The organism is Streptococcus sp. 1032, from assembly GCF_013277015.1.
Classification (GTDB): domain Bacteria; phylum Bacillota; class Bacilli; order Lactobacillales; family Streptococcaceae; genus Streptococcus.
Map to the genome: position 1 here is coordinate 72,742 of NZ_VMMD01000014.1, position 22,172 is coordinate 94,913.

Consider the following 22,172-nt stretch of genomic DNA (forward strand, 5'->3'; position numbering starts at 1 on the left):
ATATGCAAGTTCTATCTCCATATATTTTAAGAAAGAAAAGTGAAACAGGAGAATTATTTTTCAATAGTGAAAATAATCATTCTTTTTTCATTACAAATGATTTACAAGATGTTATGGAAAATGATTTAGAGATTAAGGAACAATATGAAAATTATTTGAATAAGTATAATTATTTTCAAGAAGAAAATGAATTCGAGAATACAATAGATTATGTTAAAAATAGTGAAACGGAGACGTTAGAATTTACAATTTTAACACATGGAGACTGTAATTTTAGATGTAAATATTGTTATGAAAAATTTGAAAATATAAAAATGAGTAAAGAAACAGAGATTGCGATAGTTGAATTTACAGAAAAACTATTATCTGAATCTATGTTTAAATCTTTACATGTATCATGGTTTGGAGGAGAGCCTTTATTAGGGCTAAAAACGATAAAGAATCTTTCAAAAAAATTTATTAGTATTTGTTCTCAAAATGGACTTGATTATTCTGCTAGTATAACAACTAATGGATATTTGCTTAATGAACGAATGATTCATCAGTTAATTCTAGACTATCGCGTTAATAATTTTCAGATAACAATTGATGGAGATGAGGAAAGTCATAATTTTCAAAGAGTGTTGCGTAATGGAAAGGGATCATATATCAAAATACTCGAGAATATCAAAGGTTTACAAAATTCAAATTTGAATTTTTATTGTAATTTAAGATTTAATATATCGAAAGAAAATTTTAATAATGTTAAGATTTTTTTAGATTCAGATGGGAAATATTTTAAGCATGATAAACGATTTAGATTTTATTTTTATAATGTAGGTAGTTGGGGTTGTGGGGAGCGTGCCCAAAATTATAAAGTGACATTACCTAATTCAGATGCTAGTTTTGAATTATCAAAGTTTGCCATAAAAAAAGGTTATAATGTTCCTGCTGCTAGAGGTATAATAACAAATTTGTTCAACTGTTATGCAAATAGAAAAAATCACTATACTATTAATGTAAAGGGTGTAATTCAAACTTGTACGGTTGCCTTGTATTCTAATTCTAATATATTTGGAAGTGTACATGCTAAGTTTAATAAGGAAAAGTTTGATAAATGGCACTTAAACATGGATTCAGATTGTAAGCAGTGTCCTATTGTTTTAATTTGTAAATCAGGATTTTGTCCGCCCAAACATAGAAGTAATAAGCAAAGAACATTATGCAATCAAATAAAAAAGAAAATTGATAAAAATCTAGAATTATTTATGTTAAATAAGGAATATTGTGATTATCTTGATGCAATAAGAGAGGGGGTGAAAAGATGATTGTAATTGAAAATAAGAGTACTACTCAACTTGATATACTTGTACTCCGTGATCATTATTGCGATGAAGATGGAAATGAGTTTTAGATTGATTTTTAAAATATAAATCGAAATTTAGTTAGTCTAGTTCAGGAGGTAATCACTCTTAATAAACAGCATCATATATAGGTTAATTAAATTATTGTATAGTCTCAGTTGGAGTTAATTTGTTTATAACTTTTAGACTGAGGCTTTTATATCTATTCGCTTTCTTTTAGATAGGCTTATTTATGAAATTTCTAAAATACATTAAAACTAATATTTTTATCTATTTTTTAATAGGAGTGCTTTTGAATAGTGGGATGGCTCTAATAAAGCCATTGTTATTGGATAAGCTATTGAATATTCGTGAAGAGCAACTTACAATTGGTACAATTTCATACTTTGTTTTATATGGACTGTGTTTGCACCTGTTTTTTTATAGCACGATGTTGCTAGCAAATTTTGTCAGTAATAATCTGCAGCGTCATCTACAAATTCGTTTAAAAGATCAGCTTATCAAGAAACTATTTTTGAAGGAAAATGTTGTATATGATGAAAAAGTTTCAATTGTTACACAAGATATGGAACTGCTCTATAATCGCTTCTTTTTACCCCTGGATATGATAGTTGGAAGAGTTTTTATACTTTGTACAACGATTGTTTTTATTTTGGTGCAAAATTTTTGGCTTGGTATTGTTTTTATCGTGTTCTCTTTTCTTCGACCATTACCTCAATGGGTAATGAATAATCATTTAATGAAAAGTGGTGCAAATTTTTCGGAAATGCAAAAAGCTTTTCATCTATCTGTAGGAGATTTTTTTAAGGGAGCAGATACGATATATTTTTATGGCGCTAGTAAAGAAAACCTTGCTAAGATGAGAAAAAACAACGAGTGTTACGAGAACGCTCGTTGGAAAAATGAATGGACTAGCAATGTCGTTTATTTTTTCAATGGTCCTTTAGAATTCCTTAGTCAGGTACTACCTCTTGCACTTGGTCTTTTATTACAAAAGAGCGGTATAGAGTTAACAACAGCTAGTTTGGTCTCTATGTATATAGCTACAATGAATCTTAGCGGACCTATTCAAAGAATTATGTATAGCATATCTGATATACAGCGATCGCAAACAGTGAAAGAAAAAATATTTTCATTATTGGAAGAATCTTGTTTAGAAACATCATATCCGACAGTCGAATCTTTAGCTGAGCTAGTTTTGGAGGGTGTTTCAAAACAGGTTGGAGAGCAAGTGCTCTTTTATGATTTGTCACTTAGATTAACCAAGCCAAGTAAAGTTTTAATAAAGGGAGCTAGTGGTACCGGAAAGTCAACTCTCCTACAGTTGGTAGCAGGAAAGATAAGTCCGAATAGTGGTAGAATTATCGTACGTGATAAATCAGGTCGAGAATTTACTCATTATCAAGGGAATGTCGCTTATATCTCTCAGAATCCATTTTTCAGACATGGGACAATTCGAGAAAATTTAACATTAGGACAGGAGATTTCAGATAAAGAATTACTCTGTTGCCTAGAACAAGTTGGCTTAACGAATGAAATCACTAATATCTTGGATTATCAACTGATAAATAATGGAGAAAACATTTCAGGTGGGCAACGTTTACGACTTGAATTAGTTCGCTGTCTGCTTCGGAAAAAAGACATTGTGTTGGCGGATGAGGTTACATCATCCTTAGACAAGGACAATGCATATCAAGTGCGCCAGTTACTTTTGCAGTTGCCTATCATTTTGATTGAAGTTGCTCATCATATTGATTCAGAAACGGTTTATAATCAAGTAATTGATTTGGGAAAATATAGAATAAAATAAATAGACTTGTTCGGCATCTTGCTAGCTATAATATATGTGTTATATTATGGATTGTTTTAGCTGATTTAAAGATGTGAGAACTAAAAACTATGGCTAAGTTGGAATGTTAAAAATTCAATTTCTGACCACCTAATCTTGTGTCAAATAGTTATCAAACAAAGTCTACTATACCATTTATCAGTTAAATATTTTTATGTTATAGGAGCGCTACATGTCTAATTCATTTGTCAAGTTGTTAGTCTCTCAATTGTTTGCAAATTTAGCAGATATTTTCTTTAGAGTAACAATCATTGCTAACATATACATTATTTCAAAATCAGTAATTGCCACGTCATTAGTTCCCATTTTAATAGGGATATCCTCTTTTGTTGCGAGTCTTTTAGTTCCTTTAGTTACTAAAAGGATAGCGCTAAATAGAGTTTTATCTTTATCCCAATTTGGAAAGACTATATTATTGGCGATACTGGTAGGAATGTTTACCGTAATGCAATCCGTAGCGCCTTTGGTAACCTATCTATTTGTTGTGGCAATTTCAATATTAGATGGTTTTGCAGCACCTGTTTCCTATGCTATTGTGCCACGCTATGCGACCGATTTGGGTAAGGCTAATTCAGCCTTATCAATGAGTGGTGAAGCTGTTCAGTTAGTGGGTTGGGGATTAGGTGGACTCTTGTTTGCAACAATTGGTCTTTTACCTACCACGTTTATCATTTTAATGTTGTATATAATTTCTAGCTTTCTGATGTTATTTCTTCCTAACGCTGAAGTGGAGGTGTTAGAGTCAGAAACTAATCTTGAAATTTTGCTCAAAGGTTGGAAGTTAGTTGCTAGAGATCCTAGATTAAGACTTTTTGTATCAGCAAATTTATTGGAAATTTTCTCAAATACGATTTGGGTTTCTTCCATTATACTTGTTTTTGTAACTGAGTTATTAAATAAAACGGAAAGTTACTGGGGATATTCTAATACAGCATACTCTATTGGTATTATAATTAGTGGCTTAATTGCTTTTAGGCTATCTGAAAAGTTCCTTGCTGCTAAATGGGAAAGTATTCTTTTTCCTCTTGTAGCCATGGCAATAGTGACACTGACTATTCTATATTTTCCAAATGCACAGATGTTTTTATTATTTTCAGCTTTAGTTGGTATGTTATCGCAGCTAAAAGAAGTTCCTGAAAGGGTATTTCTTCAGGAAACAGTAGAGGAAAATCATTTGGTTAATGTCTATTCTGTTCTTGAAGTGATTTCGACATTAGCATTTTCAGTATTTGTTTTGCTAATGAGCTATATTACTGAGAGTTTTGGTATTAGCATCAGTTTTTGGCTATCAGCCATTTGTCTGATGATAGAAGCTATTTTAATTTATATCAGACGAGATTATTTTAAATAAGAGACTGGTTAAAAAGTCTTGAGAAATTAGAAAAGCGCATAGTATCAGGTGTTGAAAACTTGATATTGTGCGTTTTATTATGGAAAGATTTACCTCATTTTCTACTGAAATTGAGTTTTTGCCCAGGATCACTCTATTTGAAATATACATAGAAAAACTGCATAATTTTAAAATTAGCTTAAATATAATGAAAATCTACGGTAAACAATTGAAAAAATACTATATAAAGTGGTACAATGGTAGAAAAATAAGCTAGTAAGAATCACTCTTATTTTAGCGAAAAATTACAGAAATGAATGGTTTTTCTTTATGAAACAGAGAAAAGAATTGTACCTCTTTCTTGGTCGGACAGCCTTGTATTTTCTTATCTTTCTGGGGCTGCTGTACTTCTTTAGCTATCTTGGTCAGGGTCAAGGAAGCTTTATCTATAATGAATTTTAACTTGAAGGAGAATTCCTATTGTGTCACATAAACCAATAGTAGATATGATTGAAACCATAGAGCATTTTGCTCAGACCCAGCCTAGCTATCCTGTTTACAATGTTTTGGGGCAGGAACACACTTATGGCGATTTGAAGGCTGATTCGGATAGTTTGGCTACAGCCATTGACCAACTAGGCTTGCTTGAAAAGTCTCCTGTGGTTGTTTTTGGTGGCCAAGAATATGAAATGTTGGCAACTTTTGTAGCGCTGACTAAGTCAGGTCATGCCTACATTCCCATTGATAGCCATTCGGCCTTGGAGCGAGTTTCGGCTATTTTAGAAGTAGCGGAGCCAAGTTTGATTATTGCCATTTCAGACTTTCCTTTGGAGCAGGTTTCTACACCGATGATGACTCTAGCTCAGGTTCAAGAAGCCTTTGCTCAAGGGACTAGCTATGAGATCACGCATCCAGTCAAGGGCGATGATAATTACTACATTATCTTTACTTCTGGTACGACTGGTAAGCCAAAGGGAGTGCAGATTTCCCATGATAACCTCCTCAGCTTTACCAACTGGATGATTACGGATAAGGAATTTGCGACGCCAAGTCGTCCGCAAATGCTGGCTCAACCACCTTATTCATTTGACCTGTCTGTCATGTACTGGGCACCGACCTTGGCACTTGGTGGGACGCTTTTTGCTCTTCCATCTGCCATTACTCAGGACTTTAAGCAACTCTTTGCGACTATCTTTTCATTGCCAATCGCTATCTGGACATCAACCCCTTCTTTTGCAGATATGGCCATGTTGTCTGAAGCCTTCAACAGTGAGAAAATGCCTGGAATCACGCATTTCTACTTTGATGGCGAAGAATTGACGGTTAAAACGGCTCAAAAACTGCGCGAGCGTTTCCCAAATGCCCGTATTATCAATGCCTACGGCCCAACAGAAGCGACAGTGGCTCTGTCAGCAGTTGCCGTGACAGATGAGATGCTAGCGACTCTCAAACGCCTACCAATCGGCTATACCAAGGCTGACTCTCCAACCTTTATCATTGACGAGGAAGGCAATAAATTGCCAAATGGTGAACAGGGAGAGATCATTGTGTCAGGGCCAGCTGTTTCAAAAGGCTATATGAACAATCCTGAAAAAACAGCAGAAGCCTTCTTTGAGTTTGAAGGTCTGCCAGCCTATCACACAGGCGATGTGGGAACCATGACAGATGAAGGCTTGCTTCTCTACGGCGGACGCATGGACTTCCAGATTAAGTTCAACGGTTACCGCATTGAGTTAGAAGATGTCTCTCAAAATCTTAATAAGTCTCGCTATATCGAGTCTGCTGTCGCAGTACCGCGTTATAACAAGGACCACAAGGTACAAAATCTACTGGCCTATGTCATCTTAAAAGACGGTGTTCGTGAGCAGTTTGAGCGTGATATCGATATTACTAAGGCCATCAAGGAAGATTTGACAGACATCATGATGTCCTACATGATGCCGTCTAAATTCCTTTATCGAGACAGTTTGCCACTGACTCCAAATGGAAAGATTGACATCAAAGGATTGATTAACGAGGTGAATAAGAGATGATGGAGTTTTTTCAACAGCTTCCTCATTTAGAGCCATATGGCAATCCTCAGTATTTTGTTTATGTGATTGCTGCAACCTTGCCCATCTTTATCGGTCTTTTTTTCAAGAAACGCTTTGCCTGGTATGAAGTACTGGTTAGTCTCTTCTTTATCGTCACCATGTTGGTAGGTGGGAAGACCAATCAATTGGTTGCCTTAGGTATTTACCTTTGCTGGGAGATATTGCTCCTGCTCTTCTACAAGCACTATCGAAAAAGCAAGGATGGCAAGTGGGTCTTCTACTTAGTTAGTTTTCTGTCCCTACTTCCGATTATCTTTGTCAAGGTGCAGCCGGCTATCAATGGAACGCAGTCTTTGCTTGGGTTCTTGGGAATTTCTTACCTGACTTTTCGTTCGGTTGGGATTATCATCGAGCTGAGAGATGGAGTGATTAAGGATTTTACCCTCTGGGAGTTCCTTCGTTTCCTTCTCTTCATGCCGACTTTCTCGAGTGGTCCAATCGATCGCTTTAAGCGTTTTAATGAAAATTATCAGACCATTCCTGAGCGGGATGAGTTGATGGATATGCTGGATGAATCCGTTCGCTATATCATGTGGGGATTTTTGTACAAGTTTATCCTAGCTCATGTTTTAGGAGAAACTTTACTACCTCCTCTAAAGAATCTAGCCCTGCAATCAGGTGGCTTCTTTAACCTCTATGCCTTGGCAGTTATGTATACCTTTGGTCTGGAACTCTTCTTTGACTTTGCAGGTTATTCTATGTTTGCCTTGGCCATTTCAAATTTGATGGGGATCCGTAGCCCGATCAACTTTAACAAGCCCTTTTTATCAAGGGATTTGAAGGAGTTTTGGAATCGTTGGCACATGAGTCTTTCTTTCTGGTTCCGTGACTTTGTCTTTATGCGAATGGTCATGGTGTTGACCAGAAAGAAGGTCTTTAAAAATCGCAATGTAACCTCAAGCGTGGCTTATATTGTAAATATGCTGATTATGGGATTTTGGCATGGAGTGACCTGGTACTATATCGCCTATGGACTCTTTCATGGGATTGGACTGGTCATCAATGACGCTTGGGTTCGTAAGAAAAAAACGCTCAATAAGGAGCGGAAAAAAGCAGGGAAGCCTGCTCTACCTGAGAATCGCTGGATTCAGTTGCTTGGCATGGTTATCACCTTCCATGTCGTCATGCTGTCATTCTTGATCTTTTCTGGATTTTTGAATGATTTATGGTTTAAAAAATAAAGGAAATAAAATATGGATATCAAATCAGAAGTTATCGAAATTATTGATGAGTTGTTTATGGAAGATGTTTCTGACATGATGGATGAAGATCTTTTTGACGCAGGTGTCTTGGATAGTATGGGAACGGTTGAATTGATTGTGGAGATTGAAAACCGTTTTGACATTCGTGTCCCTGTAACAGAGTTTGGTCGTGATGACTGGAATACAGCTAATAAAATTATAGCTGGCATTGTGGAGCTACAAAATGCTTAAACGCTTATGGATGATCTTCGGACCGGTCTTGATAGCTGGTTTGTTGGTTTTTCTGCTCATTTTCTTTTATCCTACTGAGATGCGTCATAATCTAGGAGCTGAAAAGCGTTCAGCGGTGGCTACTACTATCGATAGTTTTAAGGAGCGAAGTCAAAAAGTCAGAGCACTATCTGATCCAAATATGCGTTTTGTTCCTTTCTTTGGCTCCAGTGAATGGCTTCGTTTTGACGGTGCTCATCCTGCGGTATTAGCTGAGAAATACAATCGCTCCTACCGTCCTTATCTTTTAGGACAGAGGGGAGCTGCCTCGCTCAATCAGTATTTTGGGATGCAACAGATGCTGCCACAGCTGGAGAATAAACAAGTTGTGTATGTTATCTCACCTCAGTGGTTCAGTAAAAACGGCTATGAGCCAGCAGCCTTCCAGCAGTATTTTAATGGAGACCAGTTGACCAGTTTTCTGGAACATCAATCTGGAGATCAGGCTAGTCAATATGCGGCGACTCGCTTACTACAGCAGTTCCCAAACGTAGCTATGAAGGATTTGGTTCAGAAGTTGGCAAGTAAAGAAGAATTGTCGACGGCAGACAATGAAATGATTGAATTATTGGCTCGTTTTAATGAGCGCCAAGCTTCCTTTTTTGGTCAGTTTTCGGTTAGAGGCTATATCAACTACGAGAAGCATGTATCTAAGTATTTAAAGACCTTGCCAGATCAGTTTTCTTATCAAGCCATAGAAGATGTTGTCAAAGCAGATGCTGAAAAAAATACTTCCAATAATGATCTGGGAATGGAGAATGATTTCTATAATAAGCAGATCAAGAAGGATTTGAAGAAATTAAAGGATTCTCAGAAAAACTTTACCTACCTTAAATCACCGGAGTATAATGACCTGCAGTTGGTGTTAACCCAGTTTTCTAAATCTAAGGTAAACCCGATTTTTATCATTCCACCTGTTAATAAAAAATGGATGGATTATGCTGGTCTACGAGAGGATATGTACCAACAAACGGTGCAGAAGATTCGCTACCAGTTAGAGAGTCAAGGTTTTACCAATATAGCAGATTTTTCTAAGGATGGCGGGGAGTCTTTCTTTATGAAGGACACCATTCACCTTGGTTGGTTGGGTTGGTTGGCATTTGACAAGGCAGTTGATCCTTTCCTATCCAATCCCACACCAGCTCCGACTTACCATCTGAATGAGCGCTTTTTCAGCAAAGACTGGGCGACATACGATGGAGATGTCAAGGAATTTCAATAGATTATAATATAGAAGAGTTCAAGAATGAAGCCTATTTTCACGTTTTTTCTTGACTCTTTTTTTGCTTGTGATATAATTAACTGGTAAATAAAATTCTACAGAATAGTATTTTTCTCTTAAAAAAGAGAAGTTCAAAAGGAAAGGAGTCAGATATGAGACAGCTAGCGAAGGATATTGATGCTTTTTTGAATGAGGTAATTTTGCAGGCGGAAAATCAGCATGAAATTCTAATAGGTCATTGTACTAGCGAGGTGGCTCTGACTAATACCCAGGAGCATATCCTCATGCTCTTGTCAGAGGAATCTTTAACAAATTCAGAATTGGCGCGTCGCCTCAATGTCAGTCAGGCAGCAGTTACCAAGGCCATTAAGTCTTTGGTAAAGGAAGGGATGTTGGAAACATCTAAAGATCCTAAGGATGCGCGTGTGATTTTTTATCAGTTGACTGATTTAGCTCGTCCAATCGCTGAGGAGCACCACCATCACCATGAGCATACGCTTTTAACCTATGAACAAGTGGCGACTCAGTTTACTCCAAATGAACAAAAAGTGATCCAGCGGTTTTTGACTGCTTTAGTAGGAGAAATCAAATAATGAGATATATTACGGTAGAGGATTTGTCCTTCTATTATGATAAGGAGCCAGTTCTTGAACATATCAATTATAGTGTTGATAGTGGGGAATTTGTTACCTTGACAGGGGAAAATGGGGCAGCTAAGACGACACTGATCAAGGCCAGTCTTGGAATCCTCCAACCACGCATTGGTAAGGTAACCATTTCAAAGACAAATACGCAGGGTAAGAAATTGAGAATAGCTTACCTTCCTCAACAGATTGCCAGTTTTAATGCTGGTTTTCCAAGTACGGTTTATGAGTTTGTCAAGTCGGGTCGCTATCCGCGAAAAGGTTGGTTCCGTCGTTTGAATGCTCATGATGAGGAGCATATCAAGGCTAGTTTGGACTCAGTTGGTATGTGGGAACACCGAGACAAACGCTTGGGGTCTCTATCTGGAGGACAAAAGCAACGAGCGGTGATTGCGCGTATGTTTGCTTCTGACCCAGATGTGTTTATCCTAGATGAACCGACAACGGGGATGGATGCAGGAAGTAAAAACGAATTTTACGAACTCATGCACCACAGCGCCCATCATCATGGCAAGGCTGTTTTGATGATTACCCATGACCCTGAAGAAGTTAAGGACTATGCGGATCGCAATATTCATCTAGTTCGTAACCAAGATTCGCCATGGCGTTGTTTCAACGTTCATGAGAATGATCAGGAGGTGGGCCATGCTTAGTTTGTTATCTTATGACTTTATGCAACGTGCCTTTCTGGCCGTTATTGCCATGAGTCTTTTCTCGCCAGTTCTTGGAACCTTCCTTATCTTGCGCCGTCAGAGTTTGATGAGTGATACCCTCAGTCACGTCTCGCTCTCAGGTGTAGCCTTTGGGTTGGTACTAGGGATTTCTCCGACTATTTCCACTATTGCTATTGTCTTGATTGCGGCAGTCTTTCTGGAGTATCTCCGTACGGTTTATAAGAGTTTTATGGAAATCGGGACGGCTATCCTTATGTCAACAGGTCTGGCTGTTTCTCTGATTGTCATGAGCAAGGGTAAAAGCTCTAGCTCAATGAGTTTGGACCAGTATCTTTTTGGTTCAATCGTGACTATCAGCGAAGAGCAGGTCATTTCCCTCTTCGTCATTGCGGCGGTTGTTTTGATTTTGACCTTCCTCTTCCTTCGTCCTATGTATATCTTGACCTTTGATGAGGATACAGCCTTTGTGGATGGTTTGCCCGTTCGTACCATGTCTATTCTTTTTAACATGGTTACAGGAGTGGCCATTGCCCTTATGATTCCTGCTGCAGGAGCTCTTCTGGTATCGACCATTATGGTCTTGCCAGCTAGTATTGCCCTGCGTCTGGGGAAAAACTTTAAATCGGTTATGCTACTTGCCAGTGCGATTGGATTTTTGGGAATGGTGGCAGGACTTTACATTTCCTACTATGCAGAAACACCTGCAAGTGCAAGTATTACCATTATTTTTGTAACTGTTTTCTTGCTAATCAGTTTAGTAAGACGTTTTATCAAATAGGAGAAGAACATGAAAAAAATTAGCTTATTACTAGCCAGTCTATGTGCCTTGTTTTTAGTGGCTTGTTCCAATCAAAAACAGGCAGATGGCAAACTCAATATCGTGACAACCTTTTACCCTGTCTATGAATTTACCAAGCAAGTCGCAGGAGATACTGCTAATGTAGAACTCCTCATCGGTGCTGGTACAGAACCTCATGAATACGAACCGTCTGCCAAGGCAGTTGCCAAAATCCAAGACGCAGATACCTTCGTTTATGAAAATGAAAACATGGAAACATGGGTTCCTAAATTGCTAGATACTTTGGATAAGAAAAAGGTGAAAACCATCAAGGCGACAGGTGATATGTTGCTTTTGCCAGGTGGTGAGGAAGAAGAGGAAGACCATGACCATGGAGAAGAAGGCCATCACCATGAGTTTGACCCCCATGTTTGGTTATCACCAGTCCGTGCCATTAAACTTGTAGAGCACATCCGTGATAGCTTGTCAGCAGATTATCCGGATAAAAAAGAGACCTTTGAAAAGAACGCATCTGCCTATATCGAAAAATTACAAGCCTTGGATAAGGCTTATGCAGAAGGCTTGTCTCAAGCCAAACAAAAGAGCTTTGTAACGCAACACGCAGCCTTTAACTATCTTGCCTTAGACTATGGACTCAAACAAGTCGCAATCTCAGGTCTCTCTCCAGATGCAGAGCCATCAGCAGCTCGCTTGGCAGAATTGACAGAGTACGTCAAGAAAAATAAAATCGCCTATATCTACTTTGAAGAAAATGCTTCACAAGCTCTTGCTAACACACTTTCAAAAGAGGCAGGTGTCAAAACAGATGTCCTTAATCCTTTAGAAAGTCTGACAGAAGAAGATACCAAGGCGGGAGAAAATTATATCTCTATCATGGAGAAAAACCTCAAAGCTTTGAAACAAACAACAGACCAAGAAGGTCCAGCTATCGAGCCTGAAAAGGCAGAGGATACCAAGACAGTCCAAAATGGTTACTTCGAAGATGCAGACGTCAAGGATCGCACCTTGAGCGACTATGCAGGCAACTGGCAATCAGTTTATCCTTTCCTTGAAGATGGAACTTTTGATCAGGTCTTTGACTACAAGGCTAAGTTGACTGGTAAGATGACTCAGGCTGAGTACAAGGCCTACTATACAAAAGGCTATCAGACAGATGTCACTAAGATCAACATCACTGATAACACTATGGAATTTGTTCAAGGTGGACAAAGTAAGAAATTCACCTACAAGTATGTTGGTAAGAAAATCTTGACTTATAAGAAAGGCAATCGTGGTGTGCGCTTCCTCTTTGAAGCGACAGATGCGGACGCTGGACAGTTCAAGTATGTTCAGTTTAGTGACCACAATATCGCCCCAGTTAAGGCAGAACATTTCCATATCTTCTTTGGAGGCACAAGCCAAGAAGCCCTCTTTGAAGAAATGGATAACTGGCCAACCTACTACCCAGATAACCTATCTGGACAAGAAATCGCCCAAGAAATGTTGGCGCATTGATGAGAAATCGACTAGTTCATAAGAGCTAGTCGGTTTTTAGATATTAGATGGCTAACTTCATTATAGACCTTTCCAGAACTTTAAAAAATAAATAAAACTCTTGAAATATCTGGGCTTATATGCTAGAATGTTGTTAGTGTATAAGGTTCATTAGAACACCAAAGCCCCTAACTATTGCCGTAGTTAAGGGCTTTTTTGACGTATCTTAGCGATTTAACGGGTGTTGATAGGCTAGTCAGTCGGTCTACTTCTTACCATCTAGCCATTTGCAAACGAAATACAAGATAATTCCTGCGATGACGTCCGCTATAATAGTAAGAGCAATCTCAGGTATAAGGCTCATTAGTTTCACCTCCTCTCACGAACCCATAGGAACGTAATCGGTAACCGATGACCAAAATAGTATACCACAATAAATTTAGACCATCAACCTTACTTAATGCTTGAAATATTAGGACTTATATGCTAGAATGTAGTTAATTGATAAGGTTCATTAGAACACCAAAGCCCCTAACTATGGCCGTAGTTAAGGGCTTTTTTTACGTATCTTAGCGATTTAACGGGTGTTGATAGGCTAGTCAGTCGGTCTACTCCTTACTATCTAGCCATCTGCAGACGAAATACAAGATAATTCCAGCTATAACATCCGCTATAATAGTAAGAGCGAGCTCTATGATAAGGCTCATTAGTTTCACCTCCTCTCACGAACCCATAGGAACGTAATCGGTAACCGATGACCAAAATAGTATACCACAATAAATTTAGATCATCAAGGGCACTTAATTCTTGAAATATCGGATCTAAGAGAAAAATCTTTAAAATCAAAAAACGTATAGTATCAGGTGTGTAAAAGTTTGATGTTATATCAATTATAAAAGTGGATAGGAAAGTTTTCTGATTATCAGAATTCCTTCCTATCCACTTTTTGAAGATTGTAAGTTAGCTTTATTTTATATAGAATTAGTTTATTTGTTTTATTTATCAAAACCTTGCAAGGCTTTTTGGCGTTCTTCTACTTGACCTTTAGCATCTAGTTTGTTACCACCGTATACAGCTGATTCCCATGATCCGTACATTGGATTTGGGAAGATGATGAATTTTTCACCGAATTCTTTTTGCAATTCTTCAAGTTGTTTATCACGGTCAGATTCAGAAGTCTTAGAAAAATCTGCAAAGTCTACGAGGTTATCACCAAATAATAAGATAAGATTTGTTTTTTCTTGAACTTTTTGGCGACGACCTTCTTTGGATTTTACACCACTTTCTAAGAACATGAGATGATCACGTCCTTGAACAGGAATTCCTTCACTTTCAAGATTTTTAATGGTAGCATCTACTTGATTAGCTGAGCGGTCAGAAATATAGTAGATTTGGACACCGTTTTGATCAGCAAACTGAAGAAAATCCTTGGCACCTGGGACAGCTTTTGCTGTAGCTTTTTGAACCCAAATATCCCAATTTTCGGGTGTAAATGCTGTACCGTCTTTAACATTTTGTACTTGATAAGGGCTATTATCTAGGACAGTTTCATCCAAGTCTAAAACGATAGAGTAAGGTTTGTCTGATTCTGTTTTGAGCAATTCCTTTAGGTGATTTGTTGCAACGTTATAACCCTGTATGTATAAAGCTTTAGTTTCAGCTGATTTTTGATACCAAAGGGTTGACATAGTGTTTTCTCTTGACCGTAGTTGGTCATATGTCAATGTAATCTGATTATCAGATGAGCTATTATTGCTTGTCTGTGTTTCTGTAGACTTTGTTGCACAACTAGCCAATAAGACGACAGAAGCAAGTGCAGAAAGGATTGTAACAGTAGTTTTTGCTGTTTTCATGAAATATCTCCTATTCATTAATTTCAATAAATAGTATAGCACGAGAGAAAAGTTAAGGCAAGTCATTCTCTGACTATGGATGTAGATTCTATAGAAGTTAATATAATGAAAAAAGCGATTGCTAACTTGAAATGTCGTTTCACCTCTAATTATTGACATTTCAGGAAAAATCGCAGTAAAAACTGCACAACCTTCTTTAAATGTGCTATAATACAGGAAAAATAATGATGGAGGTCGCAATAATGGCAACATTTTTGATGATTTTTGTGGTGGTTTGTGTGCTCCTATTGGTGATAGTCACACTGAGTACAGTTTATGTGGTTCGTCAGCAGTCGGTGGCGATTATTGAACGCTTTGGGAAATACCAAAAGGTTGCCAATAGTGGTATTCACATTCGCTTGCCCTTTGGGATTGACTCGATTGCAGCGCGGATTCAGTTGCGCTTGTTGCAAAGCGATATTGTGGTTGAGACTAAGACCAAGGACAATGTGTTCGTTATGATGAATGTGGCGACTCAGTACCGTGTCAATGAGCAGAGCGTGACAGATGCTTACTATAAACTCATGCGTCCAGAATCTCAGATTAAATCTTATATCGAAGATGCTCTTCGCTCTTCTGTTCCCAAATTAACCTTGGATGAATTATTTGAGAAAAAAGATGAGATTGCCCTTGAAGTTCAACACCAAGTGGCGGAAGAAATGACAACTTACGGTTATATTATCGTGAAAACCTTGATTACTAAGGTGGAACCAGATGCAGAAGTTAAGCAATCCATGAATGAAATCAATGCGGCGCAACGTAAGCGGGTTGCAGCGCAAGAATTGGCAGAAGCTGACAAGATTAAAATCGTCACTGCAGCTGAAGCCGAAGCAGAAAAAGACCGCCTTCATGGTGTGGGGATTGCCCAACAACGTAAGGCGATTGTGGATGGATTGGCAGAGTCTATCACAGAACTCAAGGAAGCCAATGTTGGCATGACAGAAGAACAAATCATGTCCATTCTTTTGACCAACCAGTATTTGGATACCTTGAATACCTTTGCCTCTAAAGGAAATCAGACTATCTTTTTACCAAATACTCCAAATGGTGTAGATGATATCCGTACACAAATCTTGTCAGCCCTTCGCGCTGAGAAGAAATAATAGACTAAAGAGCTTGGCAACAGGCTCTTTTTGTATTACCCTTGTAGCTTTGAGGATTAAAATCCTCCTCCACAAATTATAGAATCTTTTCTGAGGATTTAGGGAGTGATAGAGGAAGTCTTGAAAGCGCTTTTGTTTTGTGCTATAGTCAAGTATATCGATTCGTTTAAAGAGGAATGCTTGTATGAGAAGAGAAGAAGTTTTACGAAATCACTGGTTTTTTAGCCAAGAGGTGGGGAAGGAAGAGGCCTTGGCGCCGGATTTTCAGAGGGAAAATTGGCAGGCCATTCAAGTGCCGCATGACTGGAGTATTTACAATGATTTTGACCAGTATTCGCCAGCGCAAAATGAGGGTGGTCAGTTAAACGGGGGTCAAGCCTGGTACCGGACGCAGTTTTACTTGGAAGAAGATGCCAGTCTTGTATCGGTGCGTTTGTTGTTTGACGGGGTTTACATGAATGCTCAAGTCTATATCAACGGGCAAGTGTTGGGCTATTATCCCAGTGGCTATACGCCTTTTTCTTATGATATCACGCCTTATCTAAGAAATGATGGGACGGCCAACCAGCTTGCGGTTTTTGTGGAGAATCAGCAACCTAGCAGTCGTTGGTACTCGGGTAGCGGTGTTTACCGAGAAGTGAAATTGTTGATTACAGATGCAGTTCATCTGGATTTGTATGGGATTAAGATAGAAAGTCCCAAGCTCAAAGAGCAAAGGCAATCTTGGGTGGAAACCCAGCTTACAAGTAAGGTTTCAAATGATGGACTTCAGTCCGTGTCGGTGTATTTGGAGCAGAGTATCTGGTATGATGGGCAGCAACTGTCAGACTGGCAGGCGACAGACTCTCTAGTGATTGAGTCTGGGGACAAATATTCTTTCCAACAAGCCATATCAATTTTCCAACCTTTGCTTTGGGATATTGACCATCCTCATCTCTATCAGTTGAAGACTCGCATCTACAAAAATGGCATTTTGGTTGATGAAGGAGAGGAGAGCTTTGGTTACCGCTATATGGATTGGCAAGCGGATAAGGGCTTCTTTCTAAATGGTCGCTGGTTGAAGATTCATGGGGTTTGTTTGCACCATGACTACGGAGCTCTGGGAGCTGTGGAAAACAGGTCAGCTGCCGAGAGACGCCTGCGCCAAATGAAGGAAATGGGTGTCAATGCGATTCGAATCACCCATAATCCAGCTAGTAGTATTTTGCTGGATGTAGCTGCCAAAATGGGCCTACTCATCCAAGAAGAAGCCTTTGATACCTGGTATGGAGGCAAGAAAGAATATGATTATGGTCGCTTTTTTGAGGAAGAAGCGACTCATCCAGAAGCGAAAGCAGGCGATTTCTGGTCAGATTATGATTTGCGCACTATGATTGAACGTGGTAAGAACAATCCAGCGATTTTTATGTGGTCCTTGGGAAATGAAGTCAGCGAAGCAGATGGCGATACTCATTCATTGATGACTATCAAACGCTTGCTAGAAAGAGTCAAGGAGGTTGATGATAGCCGTTTTGTGACCATGGGAATGGATCAGTTCCGCTTTGGAGATGGTTCTGGAGGTCATGAAAAGATTGCTGATTTGCTGGATGTGGTAGGCTTGAATTACTCGGAAGATAATATTGATAGGATTCGTAAAAGACATCCCAAGTGGCGACTTTACGGGTCTGAAACCTCATCGGCTACCCGAACGCGTGATAGCTATTTTCGCCCAGCTAAGGAATGGGTTGGGGATAATCGCCACGTGCGGAATTTTGAACAGTCAGACTATGGCAATGATCGGGTTCCTTGGGGGAAGACGGCGACGGCTTCTTGGATAGCAGATAGAAATCGGCTAGACTATGCGGGTCAGTTTATCTGGACAGGAGTGGACTATATAGGTGAGCCGACTCCTTGGCACAATCAAAATGACACGCCTGTAAAGAGTTCCTATTTTGGGATCGTGGATACGGCAGGGATTCCTAAAAATGACTATTATCTTTACCAAAGTCAGTGGGTGGACCTAGATCAGCAGCCTATGGTTCATATCTTACCTCACTGGAATTGGGAAATCCACAAGAGTTATCAACAAGTTGTGGATAAGTATGGGGATATCCCTGTTCGAGTCTATTCAAATGCTGGTTCAGTAGAGCTATTTCTCAATGGGAAATCCCAAGGCAGAAAGACTTTTCAGGAAAAATGGACTTCAGGCGGTAGAAAATACCAAGAGGGAGAAGGTTCTGGCCAACTCTATCTTGAATGGCGTTTGGCTTATCAACCGGGAGAATTGCGTGCTGTAGCTTATGACCGTCAAGGTCAGCTTGTGGCAGAAGATAGGGTGGTGACTGCAGGTAAGCCTGCTAAGATTGGGTTACATGCCGAGAAATCACAACTGGAGCCAGATGGGCAAGACCTCCTCTATCTCTATTTTGATGTATTGGACCAAGCTGGAAATTGGGTTCCGACTGCTTCCAATCAGCTTCATTTTAAAATTGAAGGCCCTGCTCGTATTGTGGGTGTGGATAATGGAAGGCAGGCCAGTCATGAACGTTACAAGGCTCAGAAAAATGGTCGGTTTAAGCGGAAAGCCTTTCATGGCAGAGGTGTCCTCTTAGTTCAGAGCTTGGAGCAGGCAGGTCTAGTCAGAGTAAAGGCCAGTGCCAGAGGGCTAGAGCCAGCAAGTTTTGATCTCTTAGTGGGAGAGGCTTTGGCTACCCAACCAGTGAAAAATAAGCGCTTGTTTGAGATTCGAGTGAACAAGCAGGCAGAATTACAAGAAGGGGATTCCCCAGCCATTGGACTTTATCCACAAACTGTGGATAACCCTGTGAACAAGGTGGGGAATAGTGAAGTGATTTGGGAGATGAGTGGCAGTGCCCACGCCATTATCAAGCAGGGAGTGCTTCATTGCTTGTCTGCAGGGGACTTGGCTATTCGCGCCATTTATCAAGGAAAGACCTATCAAACTCATTTGCAGGTCTCAGAAAATAGCTCACTAGGGCAGGCAGTTTCTGTACGACCACTTCGCTTGTATACAGCTAAGGGGACTTATCCACAGCTTCCGTCCTCGGTCTTGGTGGACTATGAGTCAGGCGATGCAAAACGAGTCAAGGTTGTCTGGGAGGAAATTCCTAAAGAAGCTTTGGAAAGCTTTCATGAGTCTACGGTATCTGGTCAGCTAGAGGAGTTGGATTTAAAGGCCTCTGCTCAGGTTTGTGTCCAAGGGATTTGCACTATTGAGCCTGAAAAAGTTTGGACGCTTGTCAAGGAAGCCCCACACTTACCAGACCGAGTCAAGCTAGTCTTATCAGATGGTAGACGAGATACGGCCAAGGTGACTTGGGATGAACTCGAACCTCAAGTCTATGCTCAGGTAGGAGAAAGTGTGCTCACAGGGCAGGTAGCGGGCTGTGAGTTGCCAGCAACAGTCACCATTCATGTGACAGATGCCAGTGTAGATGGAGAAGTTATTTCCAATCAGTGGACAGGGTCCAACCTGCCTCTGGTCTTTGCTTCTCACTCAGAGCCAAATCACCCAGCCTCTTATCTCAATGACAAGGTCATTGCACGTAAGAAATCAACAGCCAATACTTGGATTGCCAAGTCAGATCAAGCCAATGTCGGCATTCTGTTTGGAGATGCAGGGATTTTAAAACCGCGATTTGTGGATAACCTGACCTTGTATTATGTTGAGAATCAAGACTATGTGGCTGTTGAGCCGGCCTTTATCGATTATTATGTAGGGAATGAACCTAGCTTGCCTCGGACTCCCAACAATTTGGATAAGGATTCCCTGCTCAAGCAAGAGGAGAATTGGCGACCTGTATCAGCTATCCGAGAAGTTTCAAGCGACAAGGATGAAGGGCTTCGTTTTGAATTTGACAAGGTGGAAACTTATGCCCTTCGTCTTCGATTTGAAGGCTTGAGCAGTCCCCTAGCGTTAACAGAATTGCAAGTGTATGCAAAAAAAGTAAAGAAAAATGTAGATAGGAAGTAACATGGTAAGAGAAATAAAACCGCATGGCCCCTTGCCTAGTCAGGCCCAGCTAGCTTATTTAGAGGATGAACTAACAGCCTTTATCCATTTTGGGCCTAATACTTTTTATGACCAGGAATGGGGGACAGGTCAGGAGGATCCTGGGCGATTTAACCCGACAAGGTTAGATGCGCGTGAGTGGGTTCGCGTGCTCAAAGAAACGGGTTTTAAGAAGTTGATTTTGGTGGTCAAGCACCATGATGGCTTTGTCCTCTATCCGACGGCTTATACGGATTATTCGGTCAAGGCCAGTCCTTGGAGGAATGGGGAGGGGGACTTGCTCCTTGAAGTATCCCAAGCTGCCACAGAGTTTGATATGGATATGGGGGTCTACCTGTCACCCTGGGATGCCCACAGCCCTCTCTATCATGTGGACCGAGAAGCGGACTATAATGCCTATTATCTGGCACAGCTGAAGGAGATTTTATCAAATCCTGCCTATGGAAATGGAGGGAAATTTGCTGAGGTCTGGATGGATGGTGCCAGAGGAGAGGGCGCTCAAAAGGTCAATTATGAATTTGAAAAATGGTTTGAAACCATTCGTGACCTGCAGGGCGATTGCTTGATTTTTTCAACAGAAGGAACCAGTATCCGCTGGATTGGCAATGAACGAGGATATGCAGGTGATCCTCTGTGGCAAAAGGTGAATCCTGATAAACTAGGGACAGAAGCAGAGTTGGACTATCTTCAACATGGGGATCCCTCGGGTACGATTTTTTCAATTGGTGAGGCAGATGTTTCCATTCGGCCAGGCTGGTTTTACCATGAAGAGCAGGATCCTAAGTCACTTGAGGAGTTGGTCGAAATCTACTTTCACTCAGTAGGGCGAGGCACGCCACTTTTACTCAATATTCCGCCGAATCAAGATGGGCTCTTTGACGATAAAGATATCAAGCGCCTCTATGAATTTGCGGCCTATCGCAATGAGCTCTATAAAGAAGATTTGGCTCTGGGGGCCAAGGTATCTGGTCCAGCTCTTTCTGCAGACTTTGCCTGTCATCATCTGACAGATGGCCTTGAGACCAGTTCTTGGGCAAGCGATGTAGGCTTGCCAATCCAGTTAGAACTCGACTTAGGTTCTCCTAAAACTTTTGATGTAATTGAGTTAAGAGAAGATTTGAAGCTAGGGCAACGAATCGCTGCTTTTCATGTGCAAATAGAGGTGGACGGCGTCTGGCAGGAATTTGGTAGGGGCTTTACAATTGGTCATAAACGCCTCTTGCGAGGTTCGCTAGTAGAGGCACAGAAGGTGCGCGTGATGATTACAGACTCACAGGATTTACCTGTATTGACCAAGATTTCACTCTATAAAACTCCTAGCTTATCAAAAAAAGAAGTTGTTCAGGGACTAGCATTGGCAGAAAAAAGCCTAGCTGTAGCAAAGGGAGAGACTCTTCATTTTAGGATTGAACGTAGCGAAAGTAATATTCCTTTGGAAGCTAAGATTTCGATTCAACCGGGGACAGGTGTCCATGGTGTCGCCTATCAGGACGATATTCAAGTCCTTCAATTCCAAGCAGGGGAAATCAAAAAAGATTTGACCATACCAACCCTGTATTTTGCTGCTGATAAGACCTTAGATTTCTATCTAAATCTGACTGTTAATGGACAGTTGGTTGATCAAGCTCATATTTTAGTTGAAACGAGATAAAATATCTTCACAATTCATTTCTTTTCCGAATAAATAGATAGAACCATCGAATCTAGCAAAATTAGATTTAAAACTATGGTATAATAGAAGGAGGAAATGGATGACTTTAAGACATCCGGGCATCAGCCCAACCAATGATTTGGTTGCTAAGAAAATTTTCAGCAATCCAGAAATCACTTGTCAATTTATCCGCGATATGCTGGACTTGCCAGCAAAAAATGTAACCATTTTGGAGGGAAGCAATATTCACGTCTTGCCTTCTTTACCCTACTCGGCACAGGATTTCTATACCAGTATTGATGTCTTAGCTGAGTTGGACAATGGAACCCAAGTTATCATTGAGATTCAAGTGCATCATCAGAATTTTTTCATCAATCGCCTGTGGGCTTACCTGTGCAGTCAGGTCAATCAAAATCTTGAAAAAATTCGCCAGCGTGAAGGTGATACCCACCAAAGCTACAAACACATAGCACCTGTTTACGCTATTGCAATTGTGGATAGTAATTATTTCCAAGATGATCTAGCTTTCCACAGTTTCAGCATGCGCGAGGACACGACAGGTGAGGTATTAACCATCACAAACAATGGACAAGAAAACCATCTGGTCAAGATGGC

At 40.0% G+C, this 22,172-nt stretch carries 17 protein-coding genes; 16 read left to right on the forward strand and 1 reads right to left on the reverse strand.

Annotation, left to right across the window (positions count from 1 at the left end; translation table 11 throughout):
• Positions 1-2: 2 nt before the first annotated feature.
• From HT711_RS04530 to adcA, 12 genes are all read left to right on the forward strand, one after another.
• A complete protein-coding gene (locus HT711_RS04530; RefSeq protein WP_173249773.1) occupies positions 3-1,307 on the forward strand; it encodes a radical SAM protein in 1,305 nt (434 codons plus the stop codon).
• Between the two features lie 268 nt (positions 1,308-1,575).
• Positions 1,576-3,153, forward strand: a complete 1,578-nt coding sequence (locus HT711_RS04535) for an ABC transporter ATP-binding protein (protein ID WP_173228922.1) — start codon at positions 1,576-1,578, stop codon at positions 3,151-3,153.
• Positions 3,154-3,364: 211 nt separating this feature from the next.
• Complete coding sequence (locus tag HT711_RS04540) at positions 3,365-4,543, forward strand: ryptide export MFS transporter (protein WP_173234308.1); 1,179 nt, start codon at positions 3,365-3,367, stop codon at positions 4,541-4,543.
• Positions 4,544-4,852: 309 nt separating this feature from the next.
• A complete protein-coding gene (locus HT711_RS04545; protein WP_000813667.1) occupies positions 4,853-4,984 on the forward strand; it encodes a teichoic acid D-Ala incorporation-associated protein DltX in 132 nt (43 codons plus the stop codon).
• Positions 4,985-5,004: 20 nt separating this feature from the next.
• A complete protein-coding gene (gene dltA / locus HT711_RS04550) occupies positions 5,005-6,555 on the forward strand; it encodes a D-alanine--poly(phosphoribitol) ligase subunit DltA (RefSeq protein WP_173234306.1) in 1,551 nt (516 codons plus the stop codon).
• On the forward strand, positions 6,552-7,796 hold the full coding sequence (gene dltB, locus HT711_RS04555; RefSeq protein ID WP_173234304.1) for a D-alanyl-lipoteichoic acid biosynthesis protein DltB: 1,245 nt from the start codon (positions 6,552-6,554) through the stop codon (positions 7,794-7,796). The genes dltA and dltB overlap by 4 nt, the downstream gene beginning before the upstream one ends.
• A 12-nt stretch (positions 7,797-7,808) precedes the next feature.
• Complete coding sequence (gene dltC, locus HT711_RS04560) at positions 7,809-8,048, forward strand: D-alanine--poly(phosphoribitol) ligase subunit DltC (RefSeq protein WP_000351967.1); 240 nt, start codon at positions 7,809-7,811, stop codon at positions 8,046-8,048.
• A complete protein-coding gene (gene dltD, locus HT711_RS04565; RefSeq protein WP_173249774.1) occupies positions 8,041-9,309 on the forward strand; it encodes a D-alanyl-lipoteichoic acid biosynthesis protein DltD in 1,269 nt (422 codons plus the stop codon). Before dltC ends, dltD begins: the two co-directional genes overlap by 8 nt.
• 152 nt (positions 9,310-9,461) lie before the next feature.
• A complete protein-coding gene (gene adcR, locus HT711_RS04570; RefSeq protein WP_001249308.1) occupies positions 9,462-9,902 on the forward strand; it encodes a zinc-dependent transcriptional regulator AdcR in 441 nt (146 codons plus the stop codon).
• Positions 9,902-10,606 (forward strand): metal ABC transporter ATP-binding protein, encoded by a 705-nt coding sequence (locus HT711_RS04575; protein WP_001269496.1) that lies wholly within the window; start codon positions 9,902-9,904, stop codon positions 10,604-10,606. The genes adcR and HT711_RS04575 overlap by 1 nt, the downstream gene beginning before the upstream one ends.
• Positions 10,599-11,405: a metal ABC transporter permease gene (locus HT711_RS04580; RefSeq protein WP_000950030.1), complete on the forward strand. Its 807-nt coding sequence runs from the start codon at positions 10,599-10,601 to the stop codon at positions 11,403-11,405. Before HT711_RS04575 ends, HT711_RS04580 begins: the two co-directional genes overlap by 8 nt.
• Positions 11,406-11,414: 9 nt before the next feature.
• Positions 11,415-12,920 carry a zinc ABC transporter substrate-binding lipoprotein AdcA gene (gene adcA, locus HT711_RS04585; protein WP_173234298.1) on the forward strand — a complete coding sequence of 502 codons (1,506 nt, stop codon included), beginning with the start codon at positions 11,415-11,417 and terminating at the stop codon, positions 12,918-12,920.
• 974 nt (positions 12,921-13,894) lie between these two features.
• Here adcA and HT711_RS04590 read toward each other — a convergent pair.
• Positions 13,895-14,752 (reverse strand): 5'-nucleotidase, lipoprotein e(P4) family, encoded by an 858-nt coding sequence (locus tag HT711_RS04590; RefSeq protein WP_173234296.1) that lies wholly within the window; start codon positions 14,750-14,752, stop codon positions 13,895-13,897.
• 257 nt (positions 14,753-15,009) lie between these two features.
• On the opposite strand from HT711_RS04590, the gene HT711_RS04595 reads away from it, so the two are divergent.
• From HT711_RS04595 to HT711_RS04610, 4 genes are all read left to right on the forward strand, one after another.
• Positions 15,010-15,894, forward strand: coding sequence for an SPFH domain-containing protein (locus tag HT711_RS04595; RefSeq protein ID WP_004235732.1), 885 nt, complete (start codon positions 15,010-15,012; stop codon positions 15,892-15,894).
• A gap of 184 nt (positions 15,895-16,078) precedes the next feature.
• Positions 16,079-19,867: a sugar-binding domain-containing protein gene (locus tag HT711_RS04600; protein WP_173234294.1), complete on the forward strand. Its 3,789-nt coding sequence runs from the start codon at positions 16,079-16,081 to the stop codon at positions 19,865-19,867.
• Position 19,868: 1 nt separating this feature from the next.
• Entirely contained in the window at positions 19,869-21,557 is a 1,689-nt protein-coding gene (locus HT711_RS04605; protein WP_173234291.1) for an alpha-L-fucosidase, read from the forward strand.
• 100 nt (positions 21,558-21,657) lie between these two features.
• On the forward strand, positions 21,658-22,172 hold a 515-nt coding region (locus HT711_RS04610), incomplete at its 3' end, for a PD-(D/E)XK nuclease family transposase (protein ID WP_173249775.1).

Bases quoted from the DNA above. Each gene is read 5' to 3' on its own strand.
- HT711_RS04590 (WP_173234296.1), bottom strand. From the start codon at position 14,752: ATGAAAACAGCAAAAACTACTGTTACAATCCTTTCTGCACTTGCTTCT.
- dltD (WP_173249774.1), top strand. From the start codon at position 8,041: ATGCTTAAACGCTTATGGATGATCTTCGGACCGGTCTTGATAGCTGGT.
- HT711_RS04580 (WP_000950030.1), top strand. From the start codon at position 10,599: ATGCTTAGTTTGTTATCTTATGACTTTATGCAACGTGCCTTTCTGGCC.
- HT711_RS04605 (WP_173234291.1), top strand. From the start codon at position 19,869: ATGGTAAGAGAAATAAAACCGCATGGCCCCTTGCCTAGTCAGGCCCAG.
- HT711_RS04595 (WP_004235732.1), top strand. From the start codon at position 15,010: ATGATTTTTGTGGTGGTTTGTGTGCTCCTATTGGTGATAGTCACACTG.
- adcA (WP_173234298.1), top strand. From the start codon at position 11,415: ATGAAAAAAATTAGCTTATTACTAGCCAGTCTATGTGCCTTGTTTTTA.
- HT711_RS04545 (WP_000813667.1), top strand. From the start codon at position 4,853: ATGAAACAGAGAAAAGAATTGTACCTCTTTCTTGGTCGGACAGCCTTG.
- dltC (WP_000351967.1), top strand. From the start codon at position 7,809: ATGGATATCAAATCAGAAGTTATCGAAATTATTGATGAGTTGTTTATG.
- dltB (WP_173234304.1), top strand. From the start codon at position 6,552: ATGATGGAGTTTTTTCAACAGCTTCCTCATTTAGAGCCATATGGCAAT.
- HT711_RS04575 (WP_001269496.1), top strand. From the start codon at position 9,902: ATGAGATATATTACGGTAGAGGATTTGTCCTTCTATTATGATAAGGAG.
- HT711_RS04600 (WP_173234294.1), top strand. From the start codon at position 16,079: ATGAGAAGAGAAGAAGTTTTACGAAATCACTGGTTTTTTAGCCAAGAG.
- adcR (WP_001249308.1), top strand. From the start codon at position 9,462: ATGAGACAGCTAGCGAAGGATATTGATGCTTTTTTGAATGAGGTAATT.
- HT711_RS04540 (WP_173234308.1), top strand. From the start codon at position 3,365: ATGTCTAATTCATTTGTCAAGTTGTTAGTCTCTCAATTGTTTGCAAAT.
- HT711_RS04535 (WP_173228922.1), top strand. From the start codon at position 1,576: ATGAAATTTCTAAAATACATTAAAACTAATATTTTTATCTATTTTTTA.
- HT711_RS04530 (WP_173249773.1), top strand. From the start codon at position 3: ATGCAAGTTCTATCTCCATATATTTTAAGAAAGAAAAGTGAAACAGGA.